This is a genomic window from Actinokineospora inagensis DSM 44258 (assembly GCF_000482865.1).
In the GTDB taxonomy this organism is placed as follows: Bacteria; Actinomycetota; Actinomycetes; order Mycobacteriales; family Pseudonocardiaceae; genus Actinokineospora; species Actinokineospora inagensis.
This window is the reverse complement of record NZ_KI519519.1, coordinates 19,652-39,390: the sequence shown is the minus strand read 5'-3', so window position 1 is coordinate 39,390 and position 19,739 is coordinate 19,652. Positions and strand designations below refer to the sequence as shown.

The following is a 19,739-nucleotide window of genomic DNA, read 5'->3' as shown; positions in this document are numbered from 1 at the left end:
AAATTCGAAAGAACACCCGCGATGACCGAACCGTGGATCCGCGATCCCACCGCAGCCGCGGACCGCCATTGGGCGACCCGGCAGGGCTGCAAGTCAGTGCTGGTCATGGTCCCGCACCTGGTGGCGGGCGCGCGCCTGCTCGACCTGTTGCCGTTGCTGGAGGACGACCACCGCGTCCAGGTCGTGTTCACCCAACCGGAGCCGTGGGAGAACTGGCAGGCGACCGGTGATTTCCTCGCTCAACACGGCGGAGTCGTATTGCCGTGGTCGCAAGCCCGACGCGGCGAATACGACTTGGTGCTCGCCGGAAGCCTGCGCGGAATCGATGAGGTCTCCGGCCCCGTTCTCCTCATTCCCCATGGTGGCGGTTTCGCGCAATACCGGCGGTGGCGGCCGCGCGAGACCGGCGAATCGTGGGCGCCGGTGCTCAACCTCGATTCCACCCAGTTGATACGAGACGGCCGGGTCCGCGCCGCGGCGATCGTGCTCACCCACGACGACGAACTGGCGGTACTGGAACAAGTTTGCCCCCAGGCGGTGCCGTACGCGGTCGTGGCAGGTGACATCGCCTTCGACCGCCTCACCACGAGCCGCCCGCACCGGGACGACTACCGGGCGGCACTGGGCGTGTCGGCCAGGCAGGGGCTTGTGGTGATCAGCTCCACCTGGGGACCGGCCTCGGCCTTCGGTCGACACCCGGGTCTGTTCGACCGGGTGTTGGCGGGGCTGCCACCCGACCGGTACCGGGTTGTCGGTTTGTTGCACCCGAACATCTGGTCCCACCACGGTGCGTGGCAGATCCGTGCCTGGCTGGCCCGCTGCCTGCGCTCCGGCCTGGGACTCGTACCGCCGGACGCGGGCTGGCGAGCCGCACTGGTGGCCGCTGACCACCTGATCGGCGATTACGGGTCGGTCACCACGTACGCCGCCGGGCTCGGGGTGGGTGTGCTCATGTCGGCCGGACCAGACGGTCCACTGCGATCCGGGAGTCCGGCGGCCGTGGTCGCGGAGTCGGTGCCGTGGTGGCAGCCGGAGCGACCGTTGGTGGAACAGTTCGTGGTCGACGCCGGTTTGGGTGAACGCGTGTGCGGGTTGCTCACCTCGCGACCAAGACAGACCGGGGGCATCCTCCGGCAGACCATGTACCGATTACTGGAGTTGACCGAACCAGCGGGCGAGGTGACCCTCCGACCTGACCCCGCGCCAACGTTGATCACGGCCTGACCCGGGCAACCCGCCGGGTTGTCCTGGTCAGCGGGGTTACACGGTGGCGGTGACTGGTTCCTCGGCGCGGGCGCGGGCTAGTTGGGTGACTCCGAAGGCGGCGACCATGCCGAACAGGACTGCGAGGGTCAGTGAGATCGGTGTGGCGCCCAGGTCTTCGCCGAGGAAGGCTACGCCGATGATGGTGGCGCTGACTGGGTTGACCAGGTTCGTTACCGCCAACGGGGCGCCGAGGCCGTCGCGGTAAGAGCGCTGGGTGAGGACTGTTGCGGCGATGGCGAAGCCGACGATGGCGATGATGGTGAAGATGGTCAGCGGCTGCAGCAGCATGCTGGGGCCTTCGTCGCTGAAGTGCAGGACCGCTGTTTGGCACAGGGCGGAGCACACCGAGTACGCCAGGCCGCCGCCGGCTGCCTCCCAGACGGTGGAGGCGCCGTGCTGGCGGCCGCGCCACCACGTCCACGACACGGCGACGGTGGCTACTGCGAGCAGCCCGAACAGTTGCGCGTCGCCCAGCGCGGCGGCGTGGCCGGAGGTCGCGATGATGACGGTGAGCCCGGCCAGGCCGCCGACCGTGCAGGTCATCCCGCTCAGTTCCAGGCCGGTGACCCGCCGTTTGGCCGTGGCCGCGGCGACCGGGACCGCGATGACCAGGGTCAGTACGCCCAGCGGCTGGATCAGCGCGAGTGGTCCGAACCCGAGGGAGAGGACGTGCAGCGCGGCGCCCGCACCGTTGAGGCCCTGCGCGGCCCACCACATCGGCACCCGGGTCAGCTCGCGGACGGTGAGGTGGCCGAGGCGTGCCTGGATCAGCGCGGCGCCGGCGTAGATGATCGACACGGCGACGCACAGGACGAGCGTGATGGACAGGTCGCTCACCGTGTCGGTCCCCTCGGTGTGTGGTCCGAGCAGGCGAAACCCAGCGTCGGCGTGCACCGAGAGAATAGTCTGCGCGAAGGTGGACCTGAGCCGTTTTCGCCCCACTGTGGAGTGAGCGGCGTCACAACCAGGTCAGGTCGATGATGTGCTTCGGGCGCCGTCATGGTGGCGAGTCCGACCCGAGGGAGACGCCAGATGAGCAAGATCACCTGCGACATGTTGATGTCCGTCGACGGCTACGCCGCCGGTCTCAACCAACGGCTGGAGGCGCCGTTCGGCGACGGGGCGCACGACGTGCTGACCCGGTGGATGTTCGAGGCCGCCGAGGAGAACGCGGTCGAGCTGGGCCGGATCACCGCGGCGGGCGCCTTCATCATGGGCCGCAACATGTTCGACCCGGCCCGCGGCGACTGGGACCTGACCTGGACCGGCTGGTGGGGCGCCGAGCCGCCGTACCGCGCCCCGGTGTTCGTGCTGACCCACTACCCGCGGGAGTCGCTGACCATGGAAGGGGGAACCACCTTCCACTTCGTCACCGGCGGTATCACCGAGGCACTCGATCGGGCGAAGGAAGCCGCCGACGGTCAGTCCATCGATATCGCGGGCGGGGCCGCCACGGTGAACCAGTACCTGGCCGCGGGCGTGATCGACGAACTGCGCCTGCACGTCGCCCCGGTGCTGCTAGGCCAGGGTGAGCGGTTGTTCACCGGGGTCGCCCGCACCGAGTTGGTCCCCATCGAGGTCCGGCACACCCGGCTGGTCACGCACCTGCGCTACGACGTGAAGTCGTGAGAACCTGACGGGGTGAGTACTCGCGTGCCCGACGGCGTCGGTGCCACGGCGATCGGGGTCGCGGCCGTTCGCGCCCACGAGAGCACGCGGCCCGACCGCCTGTTCGACGACCCGTACGCGTCCCGTTTCCTCGCCGCGACCGGCTGGACCCCGCCCACCCGCGCCGACGGGCGGACGCGACTCGCCGGTGTCGTGCTGACTATCCCGATCCGCACCCGTTTCCTCGACGAAGCCCTCACCGACGCGGCGGACGCGGGCTGCCGTCAGGTCGTCCTGCTCGGCGCGGGCCTGGACACCCGGGCGTTCCGGATGGACTGGCCACCCGGGCTGAAACTGTTCGAAGTGGACTTACCGGACATGGTGGCGTTCAAGGAGAGCGTGCTCGCCGACGACACCCCGGCCTGCGCCCGCTCGGTCGTGGTGGCCGACCTCACCGAGGACTGGACCACTCCGCTGCTCGCCGCGGGCTTCGACCGCACGGCACCGACGGTGTGGGTGGCCGAAGGACTCCTCGTCTACCTCACCAGCGAGCAGAACGAGGCACTGATCGCCGAGGTGAGCGCCCTCTCCGCCCCCGGTAGCCACCTCGCCCTCACCGTGCTCAACCAAAGCCGCCTCGGCGAGATCAAAGAACGCCTACTCGACAACGCCATCGTCGACCTGTGGCAATCCGGCACCCCCGACGACCCCATCGCCTGGCTCGCGAGCCACGGCTGGCAAGCCACCGTCCACGACCCTGTGGAAAGAGCCGCCGCCTACGGCCGCCCATACCTTTTCGACCACCTCCCGCACGGCCCCGGCCGCGGTTTCGTCACCGCGACCCGCCACGAAGGCAGGCCGCACTAGCGCACAACCGGATCCCCCCACGCCAATTCCGGCGCCCGACTGGAAAACCCGCCCCCAGCCGGTATCGACGGCGCCACTCCCGAAGCGGGCCGGAACATCTCCAACCGAAGTCGCCGTATTCCGGTGAGGTCCAACTCGACCTCGACCGGTTTTCCGCGCGCCACGATGTGGTCCAGCCTCGGTGTGCCGTCCAGGTGCGCGCGGAACTGCCCGACCTGGAACTGGTCATCCGCGTCGTCGAGGACGCCGAGCACGGCGGTCAGGGTGCGGTGGCCACCGCGGTCGAGATCGATGTCGACGAAACCGGGACGGGAAGCGATGCCCCGGACCAGGATGCTGTCCTGGTAACAGATCCCGTCGATCGTCGCGGGACCGGTCTCGACGCCGGGGCTGTGGTCGAGCCAGTTTCCCTTGTCCGCCAACGGCAGCGGTTTCCGGTCGCGGGCAACGCTCTCCGCGCCACCCCGCCACGGTGCGCGTTCCGGCCGTGGGTACTGGCTGAGCCCGGTGATCGCCGAGATCAACCCGGCGACATCCGACTCGGTGAACGCGGGGATCTCGTACCTGGTCGTGGAGTACGGCGCGAGGAACGCCGGGATGTCGCGCACCGAACCGCCGGGCAGGACCACCGGAAGAATGCGCTTGGTCGCCGCCCGCAGGTTCTCCGTCAGTTGGTCCCGCAGGATCGACGCCTCGAACTGCGCCCCGCGCCCCTCGTCCGGCGCCGCCCGGCCTTCCGCCCTGCGCTTGTACTCCGGTGACGCCACGACGATGACGAAGTTCGACCCGTGCAAGTGGTCGAGCGCCCACAGCGACCAGTCCTGCCTGGCCCCGTCCGCCCACTGGTCCAGCTCCACCTCCAGCCCGATCCGCTCCCGCAGGTACGTGGCGAACTCGTGTACCAGCCGCATGTGCCGGTCCGAATCCTGTGAGTACGTCACGAACACCGTCGGCGCTTCATGTTCTGCCACTCGACACTCCCCTGAGAATAACCGTCCCCGGCGACACGCATTGTCCACTCCCCGACACGCCGGGACGAGATCTGTCACCCGACTGTCGCCTCCTTGTCGCCTCTTTTCCTTGTCCCGCCGGGCTTTCCCGGACTTGTCCAGCATTTGTCCACCTTTTGTCAGCTCCGCCCCCGCCGTGAGCGCCATACGATTTCCCCCGCCCAGTGCGCCGCCCGAGGGGAGCCATGGCACACGTGTACGAGTACGACGTGTTCATCAGCTATCACCGGGACAACGACACCGTCGCCAGGTGGGTCCGCAACCACTTCCGCAAGTTGTTGTCCGATCGGTTGAACGACAACATGTCGGAGAAGGTCCGGGTGTTCACCGACGACGACGTCGCCATCGGCGGCGAGTGGCCCGCGGTCCTCAAGGACGCCTTGTTGGCGGCCAAGGTCCTGGTCGTCGTGTGCTCACCGCAGTACTTCCGCAACGAGTGGTGCCTGGCCGAGTGGGAGTCGATGGCCAGGCGTGAACAGCAGGAATCCGTTGGCGCGCACGGTCTCATCTGTCCGGTGATCTACAGCGACTCCTACAGCTACCCCGACTGGGCGAAGCGGCGGCACATGCGCGACTTCAGCGACTGGTCCGAGCCGTCCCCGCACTTCCAGGACTCGCAGGACTTCCTCACGTTCAGCCGGGAGGTGCGCTACCTCGCCGAGGAGTTGACCCCGCGCATCCTGCGGGCCCCGCGCTGGCAGTCCGGCTGGCCCGTCGTCATGCCGGATCCGGAGCCGCCGCCGACGTTCGCGAAACCGAGGCTCTGACCGATGCGCGGGACCGTGATCACCTTCTACTCGTTCAAGGGCGGGGTCGGCCGATCCTTCGCCCTGGCCAACATCGCCGTTCTGTTGGCGCGGTGGGGAAACCGCGTGTTGTGCGTCGACTGGGACCTGGAGGCACCCGGCCTGCACCACTACTTCCGCCCGCTGATGAACGGCGAGCCGACCAGCGGGGTGGTGGACCTGGTGGACGACTTCCGGGCGGGCCGCTTCCGACCCGGTCACCACGTGGTCAAGCTGGCGGGGTTCGCGGGCCTGGACTTCATCGCCGCCGGTGGTCAGGAGATCGACGACGCGGGCCGCGTCCAGGACATCGATTGGGACGGTCTCTACGACCAGGGTTTCGGCGACTACCTGGAGCGTTGCCGCGCGGAGTGGGTCGAGAACTACGAGTTCGTCCTCCTGGACAGCAGGACCGGGGTCTCCGACATCGGGGGCATCTGCACCGCGCAGTTGCCGGACCGGTTGGTCGTCCTGTTCACGGCCAACGCGCAGAGCGTGCGGGGCGCTGTCGATGTCGCCCACCGGGCCAAGCCCGCCCGCGATCGGCTACCGCTGGACCGGCCCAGGTTGTCCGTGGTTCCGGTGCTCTCCCGGTTCGACACCCGGGATGAGTACACAGTGGCCGATCGCTGGCGGGACACCTGCTTCGAGGAGGCCAAGGACCTGTTCGGCAGTTGGTTGGACACGACGGTGCAGGTCAGCGAGATGGCCCGTCACCTCACGATCCCGTACGTGTCCTTCTGGGCCTACGGTGAGCAGCTCGCGGTCGAGCACGAGAAGGACCCGGCCGCGGACCAGATCAGCTTCGCGCTGGAGACCATCGCCGCGGTGATCGCGCACGACCTCGACCGCACCGCCCTGCTCGCCGAGAACCGGGACGCGTTCGTCGCGGTCGTCCGGGACCGCAAGCGCGACTACGCCTACGACATCCGGGTGAGCGCGCCCCGCACGATCCCGGACACCGGCAAGGCGTTGGCGGGCGAACTGGCCGAGCGGGGCCTGCTGGTCGAACGGTCGCTCTCCGGCGACCGCGAGCAGTTGACCAGGGTGAGCGACGAGTCGCGGCACCTGTGCCTGGTCATCGACCGGGAGCTGACCAGGTGGCAGTTCACCGAGGCGGAGATCTTCCTGCACCGCACGGTCGGTCAGGAACGCCGGGTGATCCCGGTGCTGACCGCCGACACGAAGATCGGGTCGCTGCCCGGGTTCATCGCCAACCTGCGGTACCTGCGGCTCGGCGCCGTCCCCTCGGTGGCCGGGGCCCTCGCCGACCAGGTGACGGGGGTGCTGCCGTTGGTGGACACCGAGATCGATCTGGTGGACCTGTTGAGCCGGGTGGCGCGGGCGACGTTGCGGCCGCAGGTCTGGGAGTTGGTGAACGAGTTCACCGGCGCGCTCATCGCGGGTGTCGGTGACGGCGACGGCGACCAGGTGCGGTCGGTCGCCGCCGATCTGGAGTTCCTGATCCGGCCGCGGGCCGCGGGGAGTAGGCACGTCCGCCGAACCGCGCTGCCGGACGACGTCCGGGAAGTGGTTGACGAAGCGCGCCGGGTGGTTGGTGCTCGGGCGACCGATACGAGGGAGGAAGCATGGCCCAACGGTTGGGGCACAAGCAGACCGCGGTGATGTTCATCTTGATGGGCTACGCCGGGGAGATCTCGAACCGGGAGATGAAGGCCCGGTTCGGGTACACGCTCGATGGGAAGGAGCGGCGGGAGCTCAACGACTTGCAGTTCGTCCGCTCGGAGATCGTCAGCAGGTGCTTCAACCACGAGTTGACCGACAGCGGATGGGCGTGGTGCGACGAGGAGGTGCGGTTGGCCACGCCGCCGCCCCCCGCGGCCAAGAGTGTCATCGTCGCGGCGCAGTACCAGCTCATGAGTGTTCTCGTGTCCGGAATGGAACGACGTCGGCTCAGGCCCGCTGACTTCCTCCCGTTCGAAGTGGATGTTGAGCAGCGGGTTCGTGAGGCGTACCAGAAGTTGGCGCAGGCACCCGGTGAGTGGGTCGGGTTGGCGCGACTGCGGTCGCTGCTCGGTGATGTGCCCACCGAGGAGGTCGACGAGGTGTTGCGGGAGCTGAGCCGGACTCGGCAGGTGAGACTGGTCCCCGAGTCCAACCGCAAGGCGCTCACCCCGGCTGACCACGAGGCGGCCGTTCGCGTTGGTGGCGAGGGCAACCACCTGATCTCGATCGAGGCGTCATGATCGAACAGGAAGCCGTGCTGGCGACGCTGCGGTTCGACTGGGCGGACACGCCGGGGCACGTGTGGAAGGACTCGCCCTACCACGTGGACGGGCTGCACCCCGAGGTGGACGCGGCCATCGCGGGCAGTGTTCGCGATGCCTCGGGCAGCGACGGCCCAAGCCCGATCGGTTTGGTGTTGCAGGGGCAGAAGGGCATCGGCAAGACGCATCTGCTCGGGATGGTGCGCAGGCAAGTGCATGCCGCGAGGGGCTATTTCTTCCTGGACAACCTGTCCACCGGGGACGAGTTCTGGGAGAACGCGGCCGACTCACTCCGCTTCGGACTGTCCCAGGTGGACGAGTCGGGGGAGATGCAACTGCGCAGCTTCCTGCGTCGGATCTGCGAGTTCGGGGTGGTCGACCCCGGGGCTGCCAAGCGGATTCTGAGTGGCCACGGGCTCCGGCGGGAGGACGTGGACGCGTTCGTGGCCGGGTTGCGCGCGCTCGACCGACAGGTCGCCGTCGAGTGTTCCGACACCGCGCGGGCGCTGGTGCTGTTCGGCAGCGAGGACGACGCCACCAACGACATCGCCGAGGACTACCTCAGCAACTCGGTGGAATCGAAGGCGGGGGAGCGGGAGAAGTGGGGCATCCGCCGGTCCCGGTCGGCGCTGACCATCGTGCGGGACGTCACCTGGCTGCTGGCCATGACCGGCCCGGTGGTGATCTGCGTCGACCAGCTCGACACCCTGATCGCCAAATCGGACCAGACTACGGGGCAGGCCGGGTCCGGCGCCACCACCCAGGTGGTGGCGCAGGTCGCGGACGGGCTGATGCGGCTGCGCGAGCTGACCCGGCGGACCGTCACCGTGCTGGCCACCCTGCCGAACACCTGGGCGCAGTTGCGGGCGAGCGCCACGGACTCGGTGCCGGACCGGTTCCGCGACGTCATCGCGCTGGGTCGGATCGTCGACGGCGGGCTCGGTCGGGCGCTGGTCGAGCGGCGGCTCGGCGTCGCCTACCGGGGGATGGGGTTCACGCCGCCGCACCCGACCTGGCCGGTCGCGGCCGCGGCGTTCGACCGGGGTTGGGAGGAGATGACCCCGCGTGAGCTGCTGAAACGCATCGGCTCGCACATCGAGGCGTGCCTGCGCGCCGGGAACGCGCACGAGCTGACCACGTTCCGCGAGGACGGGCCCCGACCGGTCCAGCCGGTGCGCCGGGTGGCCGCGGTCGACCGGTTCGCCGAGATCGATCGACTGTTCGAGCAGGCGCGGGCCGAGGCCAACCCGGCTGAGCTGTTCGACCACAAGTCCGAGGACGAGGTCATGCCCCGGCTGCTCGCCGCCGCCTTCGCGGCCTGGTTGACCGAGGTCGGCGACGACGAGATGGCCTGGAACCGGCTGCAGGTCGGGGCCGGGCACGAGCTGCACGCGTGGTTCTCCTACACCGTCGACGAGAGGTCCGACCTGGTCGAGTACTGGGCGTTCCGGGCGATCAACGCCAAGCACCACATCACCGCGCTGCACCGGTTCCGCAAGGCGCGGACGGCGGCCGGGCTGCGGCAGGGCGCGGAGAACCGGAACCTGGTGATCATCCGCAATGTGCGCTGGTCGAACGGGACCAAGACGCAGGCCGAGCTGGACGCGTTCCGGGCGGCGGGCGGTCGCGAGGTCGAGATGTCCGAAAAGGACGGTCGGACGTTCTGGGCGCTGGACCGGCTGCGCGCCGACGGTGTGCCCAACCTGCACGAGTGGTTGGTCGACCGGAGGCATGCGAGTGGGTCGGAGTTTCTGAGTGAGGTCTTGCCCGCCATGCAGCGGGAGGACGGGCCACGGCCGCCGGATGGGGAGATCCTGCTGGGGAGTGAGGCGGGGGAGCCGATCAGGGTGGAGTTGGCGGCGTTGCGCAAGCACGCTGTGGTGTTCGCGGGGTCGGGGTCGGGGAAGACGGTGTTGTTGCGGCGCATTGTGGAGGAGTGCGCGCTGCAGGGGGTTTCGGCGATTGTGCTGGATCCGAACAACGACCTGGCGAGGTTGGGGGACGCGTGGCCTTCGGCGCCGGGGGCTTGGGGGGATGGGGACGCGGAGTTGGCGCGGCGGTACCTGGCGGATGTGGATGTGCGGGTGTGGACGCCGGGGCGGGCGAATGGGCGGCCGTTGGCGTTTCGGCCGCTGCCGGATTTCGCGGGGGTGTTGGCGGATGAGGACGAGTTCACGGCGGCGGTCGAGGTGGCGGTGGCGAGTCTGGCGCCGCAGGTGCGGTTGACCGGGAGCACGGTGAAGGCGACCAAGGGGCTGGCGGTGTTGCGGCAGGCGGTGGTGCACCACGCGCGGACGGGGTCGCGGAGCCTGCCGGAGTTGATCGACGTGCTGGCGGACCTGCCGGAGGGGGTGAGCACGCTCAACGACGGGCGGCGGATAGCGGGGGAGTTGGCCGAGTCGTTGAAGGCGGCGATGGTGAACGACCCGTTGTTCGCCGGGAGCGGGACCGGGGTTGACCCGGGTGAGTTGGTGACGCCGAAGGAGGGGAAGAAAGCGCGGGTGTCGGTCATCAGTTTCATCGGGTTGCCCGCGGAGGAGCAGCGGCAGAACTTCGTCAACCAGTTGCAGATGGAGTTGTTCGCCTGGGCGAAGCGGAATCCGGCCGGGGATCGGCCGTTGGGCGCGTTGTTCGTGATGGACGAGGCGCAAACCCTTGCGGCGTCCGGGTCGCTCACCGCGAGTACGCGGAGCACGATTGTGCTGGCGTCGCAGGGCCGCAAATACGGGTTGGGGTTGTTGTTCGCCACGCAGGCGCCGAAGGGGTTGCACAACCAGGTCGCCGGGAATGCGATGACGCAGTTCTTCGGCCGGTTGAACAGCCCGGCGCAGATCGCGGCGGCGAACGAGTTGGCGCGGGCCAAGGGCAGCCGGGTCGCGGACATCTCGCGGTTGGAGCGGGCCGAGTTCTACGTGTCGGGGGAGGCGTTCGGGTTCCGGCGGGTGACGACACCGTTGTGCCTGACCCACCACCCGGCGAGCCCGCTCACCCAGGAGGAGGTGATCGAACGGGCGCGACGGGAGTGAGCCCGCCGAGGCACCACCGCGCGGTTCAGACCGCGGGCAGGGTGAACCGGATTCTGGTGCCGCCGGTGTGCTCCGTGTCCACCCAGATCGTGCCGCCGTGGAACTCGATGATCTTGCGGCACATGGCCAGGCCGATGCCGGTGCCCGGGTAGGCGTCCTTGCCGTGCAGGCGTTGGAAGATCACGAAGACCCGGTCGGCGTACTGCGCCTCGATGCCGATGCCGTTGTCGGTCACCGTGAACACCCAGTCGTCGTCCGCGCGCTCGGCGCTGATCGTGATGTGCGGCGGCTGGTCGCCGCGGAACTTGACGCCGTTGCCGATCAGGTTCTGGAACACCGACGTCAGCAGCGGGGCCTCGCCGTGCACGGTGGGCAGGTCGCCCACCACGACCGTCGCCCCAGCGGCGGCGATGACGTCGGCGAGGTCGCGGGCGGCCGCCTCGGCGAGCGCGGTCGCGTCGTGGTCGGCGTGCTTGCCGGTGTGCCGACCGACCCGGCTGAACGCCAGCAGGTCGTTGATCAGCACCTGCATCCGGCGCGCCCCGTCCACCGCGAACCCGATGTACTGGTCGGCCTTGTCGTCGAGCTTGCCCCGGTAGCGGCGCTCCAGCAGTTGGCAGAAGCTGGCCACCTTGCGCAGCGGTTCCTGCAGGTCGTGCGACGCGACGTAGGCGAACTGCTCCAGTTCGGCGTTGGACCTGGCCAGGTCGCGGCCCGCCTCCTGCGCCCGGTTCAACTCGACGACGATCCGGTCCCGCATGGCGTCGACGTCGTGCCCCAGCGACGCGATCTCCCGGGGCCCGCTCACCGACACGGCGTGCGTGAAGTCGCCGTCCGCCACCACCCGCACCTGGTCGGTGAGCCTGCTCAACGGCCGGACCACCGACCTGGTGAACAGGGCGACCGCGGCCAGCACGACCAGTAACAACCCGCCCAGGGTGATCACGCAGGTGGTGGCCATGCTCGCCGCGGCGGCGTTGAGCGCCGCCTTGCCCGCGGCCCGCTCGGTCTCCAGGTCGGACTGCAGCTTGGCCAGCGCCGCGCGGACGGCGTCGAAGTCCCGCTTGCCCGCGTCGACCCCGGGCACGGTCGTGTTCGCGCGGACGGCGTCGATCACCGGCTGGGCGTAGTTCGCGCTCCAGGCCCGCATCGTCCGGTCGACGGCGGCGAGGTCACCGGCCAGCCAGGGCATCGCGTCGACCGACCCCGCCACCAGGTCACGCGCCTTGGTGTAGCGGTCGTGCCCGTCCTGGTAAGGGGTGAGGAAGTCGTCCCGGCCGCTGAGGGCGTACCCGCGTACGCCGGTTTCCTGGTCCACCAGCGCGGTGCCGAGCTGCTGGGTGGTCACCACGGCCGGGCCGATCGTGTCCAGCAGCCGGGACCTGGCGGCGGACAGGTCGGCGATGGCCAACCCGACCCCCACCATCGATCCGATCAGGACCAACACGACCACGAGCGAGGACAGCAGCCACCACCGGCGCAGGGACCACCGGGCCGTGGCGGGGTGGGGACGGGTGCTCATCGCGCGCTCCACTCAAGGGATCTCGGACTCGACGGGGGAACCGGCGGCGGGGCTTGGACACCGGGCACGCGCGCCACGACCCCTCGGGAGGCTGTTCGCTCAACCATCCGCCTGCGCGAGATCCTAGTGGCCCGACCCGGAACGTCGACCAGGTCTCGACCTGCCCATGGCGCCGCCGGCGGCGTTGCCGAATCCAGTACGAGGCCGTTTCGGCGCCTTGCCAGGGACGCCTGGGCAGGCCGAGACCCAGCCGACCCTCTGGGTTGAGCCACTGGCGGCCTACCCCGGAACGTCGACCGGGTCTCGACCCGCCCACGGCGTCCCGGCCGCGTTGTCGGGACGACCACGTGCGTTCCGAGGCTGTTTCGGTGCCTGGCCAGGAGCATCGTGGGCGGGCCGATACCCGGCCACCCCTCTGGTCCGAGCCATTGGTGGCCTGCCCGGAACATCGACCGGGTTGAGCTGGTGGCCATACCGGCACCGGCACCTGCCCTTGGCTAGGCTGCGCCCGTGTCCTCGGGATCCGACCGGCTGCGTGTCCTGGAGGTGGTCACCGACAGGGCCCTGGAGCACCTTGAACTCGGTGAGTTCCTCCAGGAGATCCTCGGTCGCGTCCGCGAGCTGTTCGACGTCGACACGGCCACGGTGCTGCTCTACGAACCGGCCACCGACCTGCTCCGCGTGTCGGCCGCGGTCGGTTCGTCCGAGGAGGTCCTGCAGGGGATCACCGTCCCGGTCGGGGTCGGGTTCTCCGGTGGTGTCGCCGCCGCGCGCGAGCCGATCGTGGTGGACCAAGTGGACTCCGAGTCGGTCGGCCCGCTGCTGTGGTCGCAGGGGGTTCGGGTCCTGCTTGGTGTGCCGATGCTCGCGCGGGGCGAGCTGGTCGGGGTGCTGCACATCGGCCGCCGCGCCGTCCGCCGGTTCGACGCGTCCGACATCGAGTCGCTGCGCTTGGTCGCCGACCGGGTCGCGCTGGTCACCCAGATGGAGACGGCGCGCACCGAACGGGCGGCGACGGGCGCGTTGCAGCGGAGCCTGCTGCCCGCGCTGCTGCCGTCGGTCCCGGGTCTGCAGTTGGCCGCCCGCTACCTCCCCGGCACCCAGACCGCCGTCGGCGGCGACTGGTACGACGTGTTCGGCCTACCCGGCGACCGCTTCGGAATCGTCATGGGCGACGTGGCCGGGCACGGTCTACCGGCCGCTGTTGTCATGGGCAGGCTCCGGAGCGCGTTGCGCGCATACGCCTTGGACTACGACAGCCCGGCCAAGGTCCTTACCAAGCTCAACCGCAAGGCGACCCACTTCGAACACGGCGCGATGGCCACCGTCAGCTACGGCATCGTCGACCGGTCCCGGGAACGGCTGACCTTGTCGCTCGCGGGTCACCCGCCGCCCGTGCTGGCCGCACCGGGGGAGGCGTCCCGGCTGGTGGAGATCCCGGCGGACCCGCCGATCGGTCTCGGACTGCGCGACCTCGGCGAACGCCGCGACACCGTTGTGTGCCTGCCGCCGGGGTCGGTCATCGCGTTCTACACGGACGGACTGGTGGAACGGCGCGGGGTGGCGATCGACGCGTCGCTGGCCGGGCTCGCCGCCACCGTCGTCCCCGCTCCGCCGGACACCGTGTGCTCGCGGGTGATGACCGCCCTGGTCGACCGGGAGGACACCCGCGACGACATCGCCCTGCTGGTCGCCCGCAGGAGCTAGAGCCCCAGGTCCTTCTTGACCTGCGCGCGCTGGTCGGCGGGCATCGCGGCCAGCCACTCGGTGCGGCTGTCGACCAGCATGCTGTACCGGCGGTCGGCGGAGACCATCCGACCGGCCCAGTTGCCTTGGTCGGAGTTCCAGAACTTGGTCTCCCGGTCGGCCAGGGTCCGCAGGTTCGCGTTGGTCGGCGGGGAGGCGAGGATCGCGGCGGCGTCCCGCTCGTAGTGGTCGCCGATGTGGCCGGAGAGCACGTTGCCCGCCCACGAGTTCAACCACTTGACCGGCTTGATGGCCACCGTCGCCACGCTGACCGGGTGTTCCTTGGAGATCTTCTCCAGCACCTCGATCGCCTTCGACCGCTGCCCGTCGGAGTACTGCGGCTGGGTGCCGCTTGGGGTGCTGCCTGCCGGGGTGGTGCCCGCCGGGGTCGTGCTGGGCGAGCCACCCCCGAACACCTGGGCGTGCGCCTCGTCGATCCGCTGGTAGTCGTCGGCGACGGTCGTCAGCCCGCTGCGCACGTCCTGGTACGCCTGCGCGGTCTTGGTGAACGCCTCGCCGACGTCCCCGCTGGCGGCGAGGATGGCCTGCGCGAAGAACGAACCGATCACCCCGAACGCGTTGCCGCTGGTGGCCTGCGCGCCGCTGGTCGCCGCGCTCACCTCGCTCGCGACCTCCGCCACGGTCGCGGCGTGCGCCCGCAGTTCCCCCAGGTTGACGTCGAACCCGCTCATGACCCCTGCCCTCTCGTCGCCTGCGGTCATTGTGGCCGTGCGGGGCGCGGCGTGGGGGCGGAATCCGGACAACGTTCACGGGGGCAAACACGAGCGGCCCCGGTTTTGTCGGCAGCCGGTGGGATACTGGTGTCCACAGTGGTTGGGGGCGCGGTGATCCTGGTGACCGGGGCGAGTGGCAATGTCGGATCGGCCCTGTTGGAGCGCCTGCGCGCCAAGGGGGCCGCTGCCGTGGGGGCCTACCGCGATCCGGCCAAGGCCCCGGCCGGGCAGCGCGCGGTCCGGGTCGATCTCGGCGAGCCCGGGACGCTCGTACCCGCGATGCGCGGGGTCGACACGGTGTTCCTGCTGGGTGCGATGAGCCCGGCGCAGACCGCGCACGAGTTGGCCGTCCTGGCGGCGGCCCGGCGGGTGGGCGCGCGGGTGGTCAAGCTGTCGGTGTGGCGGGCCGATGAGGGGCTGTCGCCGATCGCGAGGTTGCACCGGCCGGTCGAGGAGGCGTTGCGGGTGTCCGGGTTGCGCTGGACGGTGCTGCGGCCGAACTTCTACCTGCAGAACTTCCTGCGGCAGGGCGGCATCCGCGCGTCCGGCGAGTTCAGCTTCCCGGTGATCAACGCGCCGATCAGCTTCGTCGACGTCAACGACATCGCCGACGTGGCCGCGGCAGTGCTCACCACCGACGGCCACGACGGTCGCGTCTACAGCCTCACCGGCCCGGCGGCGCTGACCTACCCGCAGGCCGCGGCCACCTTCGCCGATGTCCTCGGCAAACCCGTGCGCTACCTGGGGTTCCCGGACGACGAAGCCCGTTCTCGCCTGGTGGGACAGGGGATGCCCGAGTTCCACGCCGACGCCCTGATCGATGTCGCCAGGGCGTTCCGGGACGGCGGAGCGGCGGCGGTGACGTCGACCGTGCTCGACCTCACCGGGCACCCCGCGCGCGGTCTCGCCGAGTTCGTGCTGGCGAATCGCGCGATCTTCGGCTGATCCGGCGTTATCCCCGAATTCGGATAAATCGATCAGGGTCAACTGTTACTTACCCGGCCCGTTGTGAACGTTCGTCAATCCACGACGCCCTGACCTGCGGGAACGTCATCCGCGCCGACGCTGGTTGAACGGGAGTGAACATTCAGTCAGGGCGGTGATTCCGGGCCCGCCGCGCATACCTTGGCGCACTGTTCGAGCCCCGGTCGCGGTTCGGCGACCGGGTTTCCCCTGCCTCGGGCTTGGAGGACGTGCATGTCAAGGTCCCTGCTCCCCGCGAAGGTGGTCGCCGCGGCGGCCTGCTTCGCGACGATCGGCGCGATGGTGGTGAACGGTGCCGCGGACGCGTCCCAGGCGGCACCGTCGGCACCGGCAGCACCGTCGATGTCCCGGATCGCGCTTGCCGCGCGCAGTGCCCCGGTCCCGCCGGGCGCGCACCGCGACGGTGCGGTTGCCGGCAACCGGCAGATCGACGTGGCGATCGCGTTGCGGCCGCACGACGAAGCCGGGTTGAACCGGTTCGTCGCCGCGGTCAACGACCCGGCTTCGCCCGCGTACCGGCATTTCCTGACCTCGGCCGAGTACAACGACCAGTTCGCGCCGCGACAGTCCGATGTGGACTCGGTGCGGAACTTCTTGCAGGCCAACGGGCTCGCCGTCAAGGGCGTGTCCGGCAACCGCCAGGTCGTCAACGCCGCGGGCACCGCCGACCAGGTGCGGGCCGCGTTCGGCACCGCGCTCAGCGACTACACCGGCCAGGACGGCGCGCACTTCTACGCCAACGACGCCGCCCCGACCGCGCCCGCCGACGTCGCGGGCTTACTCCGCACCGTGGTCGGCCTCAACAGCCTGCCGTTCGCCCACCGCGCCAGTGGTCCGGCGGGTCCCGGTGGGCCCGGGGGCGGCTACACCCCGGCGCAGTTCCGCACCGCGTACAGCATGAAGAACCTGTCGTCGTCCTACGACGGCACCGGCCAGACCGTCGGCCTGATCGAGTTCGACGGGTTCAAGCAGTCCGACATCGACGGCTGGACCCGCAACTTCAGCCAGCCGTCGGTGACCCCGCAGGTCGTCAAGATCGACAACCCGCCGTCCACCCCCGGCAGCAACCAGTTGGAGGTGACGCTGGACATCGAGGCCGTCGCCGCCACCGCGCCGAAGGCCGCGCAGGTCGTCTACGAGGCGGCCAACAGCGACTCGGCGTGGGTCGACGAGATGGCCAAGATCGCCTCGGACAACGCGATCACCATCCTGTCCGGCTCCTGGCTCAACGGCGAGAAGTGCGAGTCCGAGCCGATCCAGGCCTCGCACGACTCGTACAACCAGATGGCCGCCCAGGGCGTCACCCTGCTGTCCGCGTCGGGTGACTGGGGCGCCACCGGCTGCGGCTACAACGGCGACAACTCGACCATCCAGGCCGACTTCCCGCCGAGCGACCCGCTGTTCACCGGGGTCGGCGGCACCCAGCTCAAGACCAGCGACAGCGCGGGCACCTGGCAGTCGGAGTCGTGCTGGAACCAGGGCGGCAGCGGCAACACCCGTTCCGGCGGCGCGTACTCGCAGATCTTCGACAAGCCGTCCTGGCAGCCGGGCACCAACAAGTACCGCTCGGTGCCGGACGTCGCGCTGGACGCCGACTACGGCGCGGGCGCGCTGTCGGTGTACATGAACGGCGGCTGGCAGGACGTGGGCGGCACCAGCCTGTCGTCCCCGCTGTGGGCCGGGTACATCGCCATGGTCAACCAGAAGGCCAAGGCGGGCGGCAAGTCGAACCTGGGCGGCATCAACCCGACGCTCTACGCGATCGCCGGGTCGGCCAAGTACGGCGACAACTTCCACGACGTGACGAGCGGCAGCAACGGCACCTACAGCGCGGGCACCGGCTACGACCTGTGCACCGGCTGGGGTTCGATGAAGGGCGACACGCTCGCCGACTCGCTGATCAACGGCGCCACCCCGCCCGCGAGCAACGACTTCACCATCGCCGCCACCCCGTCCTCGGTGAGCGTCGACCCGGGCAAGTCGGTGACCAGCACCATCAGCACCACGATCGCCAAGGGCAACGCGCAGAACATCTCGCTGTCCGCCAGTGGTCTGCCGTCTGGCGTCACCGCGTCCTTCGACCCGACCTCGGTGACCGCGGGCAACTCCGCGACGCTGACCCTCACCGCGTCGTCCTCGGCCTCGCCGGGGACCACCAACGTGACGATCACCGGTACCGGCACGGACGCCACCCACACCGCGACGGTCGCGTTGACCGTCAACGGGACCACCACCCCGGGCGACTTCTCGATCAGCGTCGCGCCGACCTCGGCGACGGTCACTGCGGGACAGTCCACTTCGGCCACTGTGCGCACGACCTCCACCGCGCGCGTCGCGTCGAGCCCCGGTGTCGTCGGCGGCAATCCGACCACTGTGGACCAGTACCCGTACATGATCTCCATGCGCCGCGAGGGCAGCGTGTTCCCCGGTCAGCAGTCGTGCAGCATGGCCCTGATGGGCCCGCACACGGTGCTCGGCGCGGCACACTGCCTCAAGGAGAAGGACGGCACCAAGTGGTTCATCTACGGGGCCACCAACCTCAATGACAGCGGTTTCCGGGCCGAGATCAAGAGCACCTGGGTCGACCCGAACTACAACGGCTGGCAGACCGGCCACGACGTCGCCGTGTTCACCCTGGACCGGGACGTCCCGGTCCCGTCGAACATCGTCTACCCGACGATCGCCACCGACACCGGCGTGAACAAGGTCGGCACCACCGGCACCGGCATCGGCTGGGGCCAAACCGGCGCCAACTCGTACTCCGACGTCCTGCGAACGGTGCAGTTGCCGGTGGCGGCGGACTCGTCCTGCGCCAAGCAGCCGGTCCTGTCGTCGAACTACAAGAGCGACGGCTCCATGCTGTGCGTCGGCTACGCCGACGGCCACCAGGGCGTCTGCACCGGCGACAGCGGCAGCCCCTTCCTGGAGAACAACCAGGTCGTCGGCATCTTCTCCTGGGACTCCACCCAATGCGACACCTACGGCGTCTACGCCAGGGTCACCACCTACGCCGACGAGATCAAAGCCCAGTTGCCCACCGGCACCCCCACCCCACCGAGTGGTTCGATCACCCTGACCGCCACCGGCCTCCCCACCGGCGCCACCGCCACCTTCGACCCCACCACGGTCGACGCGGGCGGCTCATCGAACCTCACCATCAGCACGAGTTCCACCACCCCGGCCGGCACGTACCCGGTGAAGATCACCGGCACCAAGGGCAGCACCACCCACGACACCACCTTCACCCTCACCGTCCAAACCGGCACCCCGGCGAAGATCAGTGTCCGCGACCCCGGTTTCCAGTTCACCCAACACGGCACCCAGGTCAACCTCCAACTCCAGGCCACCGGCGGATCAGGCACTTACCGCTGGACCGCCACCGGCCTGCCCGCAGGTCTGTCGATCAACGCCACCACCGGCTTGATCACCGGCAAACCCGCAGCCGCCACCCAAATCTTCAACGTGACAGTCACCGCCACCGACGCGTCTGGCGGCAGCGGAAAGGACACCTTTAGCTGGTTCGTCTACTGAGTTACCGATAGAAAACAAAGGCCCGGCCGACCACCCCACGCAGGCGGTCGGCCGGGCTCATTTACAAACAGCCTCGCACCACGCACCCAAAAAAACTACTCCCCAATCGACGAAGCGCCACTCTTGCACCGCGCTCCCCAAAACCCCACCCCAAATCGACGAAGTCCCACACTTGCACCGCGCCCCCCCCGGAAACCGTCGTGCGGTGAAGCACCACACAGAACTGGCACCGCGCGCCTCGAAACCCGCCGAACCCAACCGCCCGTTGTGGTGGAGTTGTTTTGTTTGGGGGGAGCGGTGGCCTAAGCCGGCTGGCGGGTAAGGCCACGCTTTCCAGTGGCCCCGCCTTTTTGCCTTACCCCGGCTGCCGCTAGGGGCCCCAAACAAAACAACTTCACCACAACGGGCACTTCAGCTTTCATCTGGCGCCCG

14 protein-coding genes are annotated in these 19,739 nt (G+C 69.5%); 10 read left to right on the top strand and 4 right to left on the bottom strand.

Annotation, left to right across the window (positions count from 1 at the left end; genetic code table 11):
- The first annotated feature begins 21 nt into the window (after nucleotides 1-21).
- Nucleotides 22-1,224, top strand: a complete 1,203-nt coding sequence (locus tag H504_RS0130685) for a hypothetical protein (RefSeq protein WP_026425926.1) — start codon at nucleotides 22-24, stop codon at nucleotides 1,222-1,224.
- Between the two features lie 36 nt (nucleotides 1,225-1,260).
- Here H504_RS0130685 and H504_RS37840 read toward each other — a convergent pair whose 3' ends face one another.
- On the bottom strand, nucleotides 1,261-2,103 hold the full coding sequence (locus H504_RS37840) for a DMT family protein (RefSeq protein ID WP_157440731.1): 843 nt from the start codon (nucleotides 2,101-2,103) through the stop codon (nucleotides 1,261-1,263).
- A 195-nt stretch (nucleotides 2,104-2,298) separates the two neighbouring features.
- Between H504_RS37840 and H504_RS0130675 the strand changes: the two genes are divergently transcribed.
- A complete protein-coding gene (locus H504_RS0130675) occupies nucleotides 2,299-2,895 on the top strand; it encodes a dihydrofolate reductase family protein (RefSeq protein ID WP_026425925.1) in 597 nt (198 codons plus the stop codon).
- 12 nt (nucleotides 2,896-2,907) lie between these two features.
- Nucleotides 2,908-3,741 (top strand): class I SAM-dependent methyltransferase, encoded by an 834-nt coding sequence (locus H504_RS0130670; RefSeq protein ID WP_026425924.1) that lies wholly within the window; start codon nucleotides 2,908-2,910, stop codon nucleotides 3,739-3,741.
- Here the strand turns inward: H504_RS0130670 and H504_RS0130665 are convergent.
- Nucleotides 3,738-4,712 (bottom strand): SEFIR domain-containing protein, encoded by a 975-nt coding sequence (locus H504_RS0130665; RefSeq protein WP_026425923.1) that lies wholly within the window; start codon nucleotides 4,710-4,712, stop codon nucleotides 3,738-3,740. The genes H504_RS0130670 and H504_RS0130665 overlap by 4 nt on opposite strands.
- 224 nt (nucleotides 4,713-4,936) lie before the next feature.
- On the opposite strand from H504_RS0130665, the gene H504_RS0130660 reads away from it, so the two are divergent.
- The 4 genes from H504_RS0130660 to H504_RS0130645 are packed head-to-tail and all read left to right on the top strand — an operon-like array spanning nucleotide 4,937 to nucleotide 10,790.
- On the top strand, nucleotides 4,937-5,518 hold the full coding sequence (locus H504_RS0130660) for a toll/interleukin-1 receptor domain-containing protein (RefSeq protein ID WP_051386426.1): 582 nt from the start codon (nucleotides 4,937-4,939) through the stop codon (nucleotides 5,516-5,518).
- Between the two features lie 3 nt (nucleotides 5,519-5,521).
- On the top strand, nucleotides 5,522-7,162 hold the full coding sequence (locus H504_RS37835) for a CATRA system-associated protein (protein ID WP_084468434.1): 1,641 nt from the start codon (nucleotides 5,522-5,524) through the stop codon (nucleotides 7,160-7,162).
- Nucleotides 7,126-7,743, top strand: a complete 618-nt coding sequence (locus H504_RS0130650; protein ID WP_026425921.1) for a hypothetical protein — start codon at nucleotides 7,126-7,128, stop codon at nucleotides 7,741-7,743. The genes H504_RS37835 and H504_RS0130650 overlap by 37 nt, the downstream gene beginning before the upstream one ends.
- Nucleotides 7,740-10,790 carry an ATP-binding protein gene (locus H504_RS0130645; RefSeq protein WP_026425920.1) on the top strand — a complete coding sequence of 1,017 codons (3,051 nt, stop codon included), beginning with the start codon at nucleotides 7,740-7,742 and terminating at the stop codon, nucleotides 10,788-10,790. The genes H504_RS0130650 and H504_RS0130645 overlap by 4 nt, the downstream gene beginning before the upstream one ends.
- Before the next feature lie 25 nt (nucleotides 10,791-10,815).
- Here H504_RS0130645 and H504_RS0130640 read toward each other — a convergent pair whose 3' ends face one another.
- Nucleotides 10,816-12,312 carry a sensor histidine kinase gene (locus H504_RS0130640; RefSeq protein ID WP_026425919.1) on the bottom strand — a complete coding sequence of 499 codons (1,497 nt, stop codon included), beginning with the start codon at nucleotides 12,310-12,312 and terminating at the stop codon, nucleotides 10,816-10,818.
- A gap of 510 nt (nucleotides 12,313-12,822) precedes the next feature.
- Between H504_RS0130640 and H504_RS0130635 the strand changes: the two genes are divergently transcribed.
- Nucleotides 12,823-14,019 (top strand): PP2C family protein-serine/threonine phosphatase, encoded by a 1,197-nt coding sequence (locus H504_RS0130635; protein ID WP_026425918.1) that lies wholly within the window; start codon nucleotides 12,823-12,825, stop codon nucleotides 14,017-14,019.
- On the opposite strand, the gene H504_RS37830 is transcribed toward H504_RS0130635, so the two are convergent.
- Complete coding sequence (locus tag H504_RS37830) at nucleotides 14,016-14,750, bottom strand: type VII secretion target (RefSeq protein WP_035307018.1); 735 nt, start codon at nucleotides 14,748-14,750, stop codon at nucleotides 14,016-14,018. The two genes, H504_RS0130635 and H504_RS37830, sit on opposite strands and share 4 nt — an antisense overlap.
- Before the next feature lie 162 nt (nucleotides 14,751-14,912).
- Between H504_RS37830 and H504_RS0130625 the strand changes: the two genes are divergently transcribed.
- A complete protein-coding gene (locus H504_RS0130625) occupies nucleotides 14,913-15,737 on the top strand; it encodes an NAD(P)H-binding protein (protein WP_245614521.1) in 825 nt (274 codons plus the stop codon).
- 252 nt (nucleotides 15,738-15,989) lie between these two features.
- Nucleotides 15,990-19,307, top strand: a complete 3,318-nt coding sequence (locus H504_RS39155; protein ID WP_051386425.1) for a trypsin-like serine protease — start codon at nucleotides 15,990-15,992, stop codon at nucleotides 19,305-19,307.
- The last annotated feature ends 432 nt before the right edge of the window (nucleotides 19,308-19,739 follow it).

Excerpts from the sequence above, each read along its gene's own strand:
- H504_RS0130685 (WP_026425926.1), top strand. The coding sequence starts at position 22 with ATGACCGAACCGTGGATCCGCGATCCCACCGCAGCCGCGGACCGCCAT.
- H504_RS0130675 (WP_026425925.1), top strand. The coding sequence starts at position 2,299 with ATGAGCAAGATCACCTGCGACATGTTGATGTCCGTCGACGGCTACGCC.
- H504_RS0130660 (WP_051386426.1), top strand. The coding sequence starts at position 4,937 with ATGGCACACGTGTACGAGTACGACGTGTTCATCAGCTATCACCGGGAC.
- H504_RS37835 (WP_084468434.1), top strand. The coding sequence starts at position 5,522 with ATGCGCGGGACCGTGATCACCTTCTACTCGTTCAAGGGCGGGGTCGGC.
- H504_RS0130650 (WP_026425921.1), top strand. The coding sequence starts at position 7,126 with ATGGCCCAACGGTTGGGGCACAAGCAGACCGCGGTGATGTTCATCTTG.
- H504_RS0130645 (WP_026425920.1), top strand. The coding sequence starts at position 7,740 with ATGATCGAACAGGAAGCCGTGCTGGCGACGCTGCGGTTCGACTGGGCG.
- H504_RS0130640 (WP_026425919.1), bottom strand. The coding sequence starts at position 12,312 with ATGAGCACCCGTCCCCACCCCGCCACGGCCCGGTGGTCCCTGCGCCGG.
- H504_RS37830 (WP_035307018.1), bottom strand. The coding sequence starts at position 14,750 with ATGAGCGGGTTCGACGTCAACCTGGGGGAACTGCGGGCGCACGCCGCG.
- H504_RS39155 (WP_051386425.1), top strand. The coding sequence starts at position 15,990 with ATGTCAAGGTCCCTGCTCCCCGCGAAGGTGGTCGCCGCGGCGGCCTGC.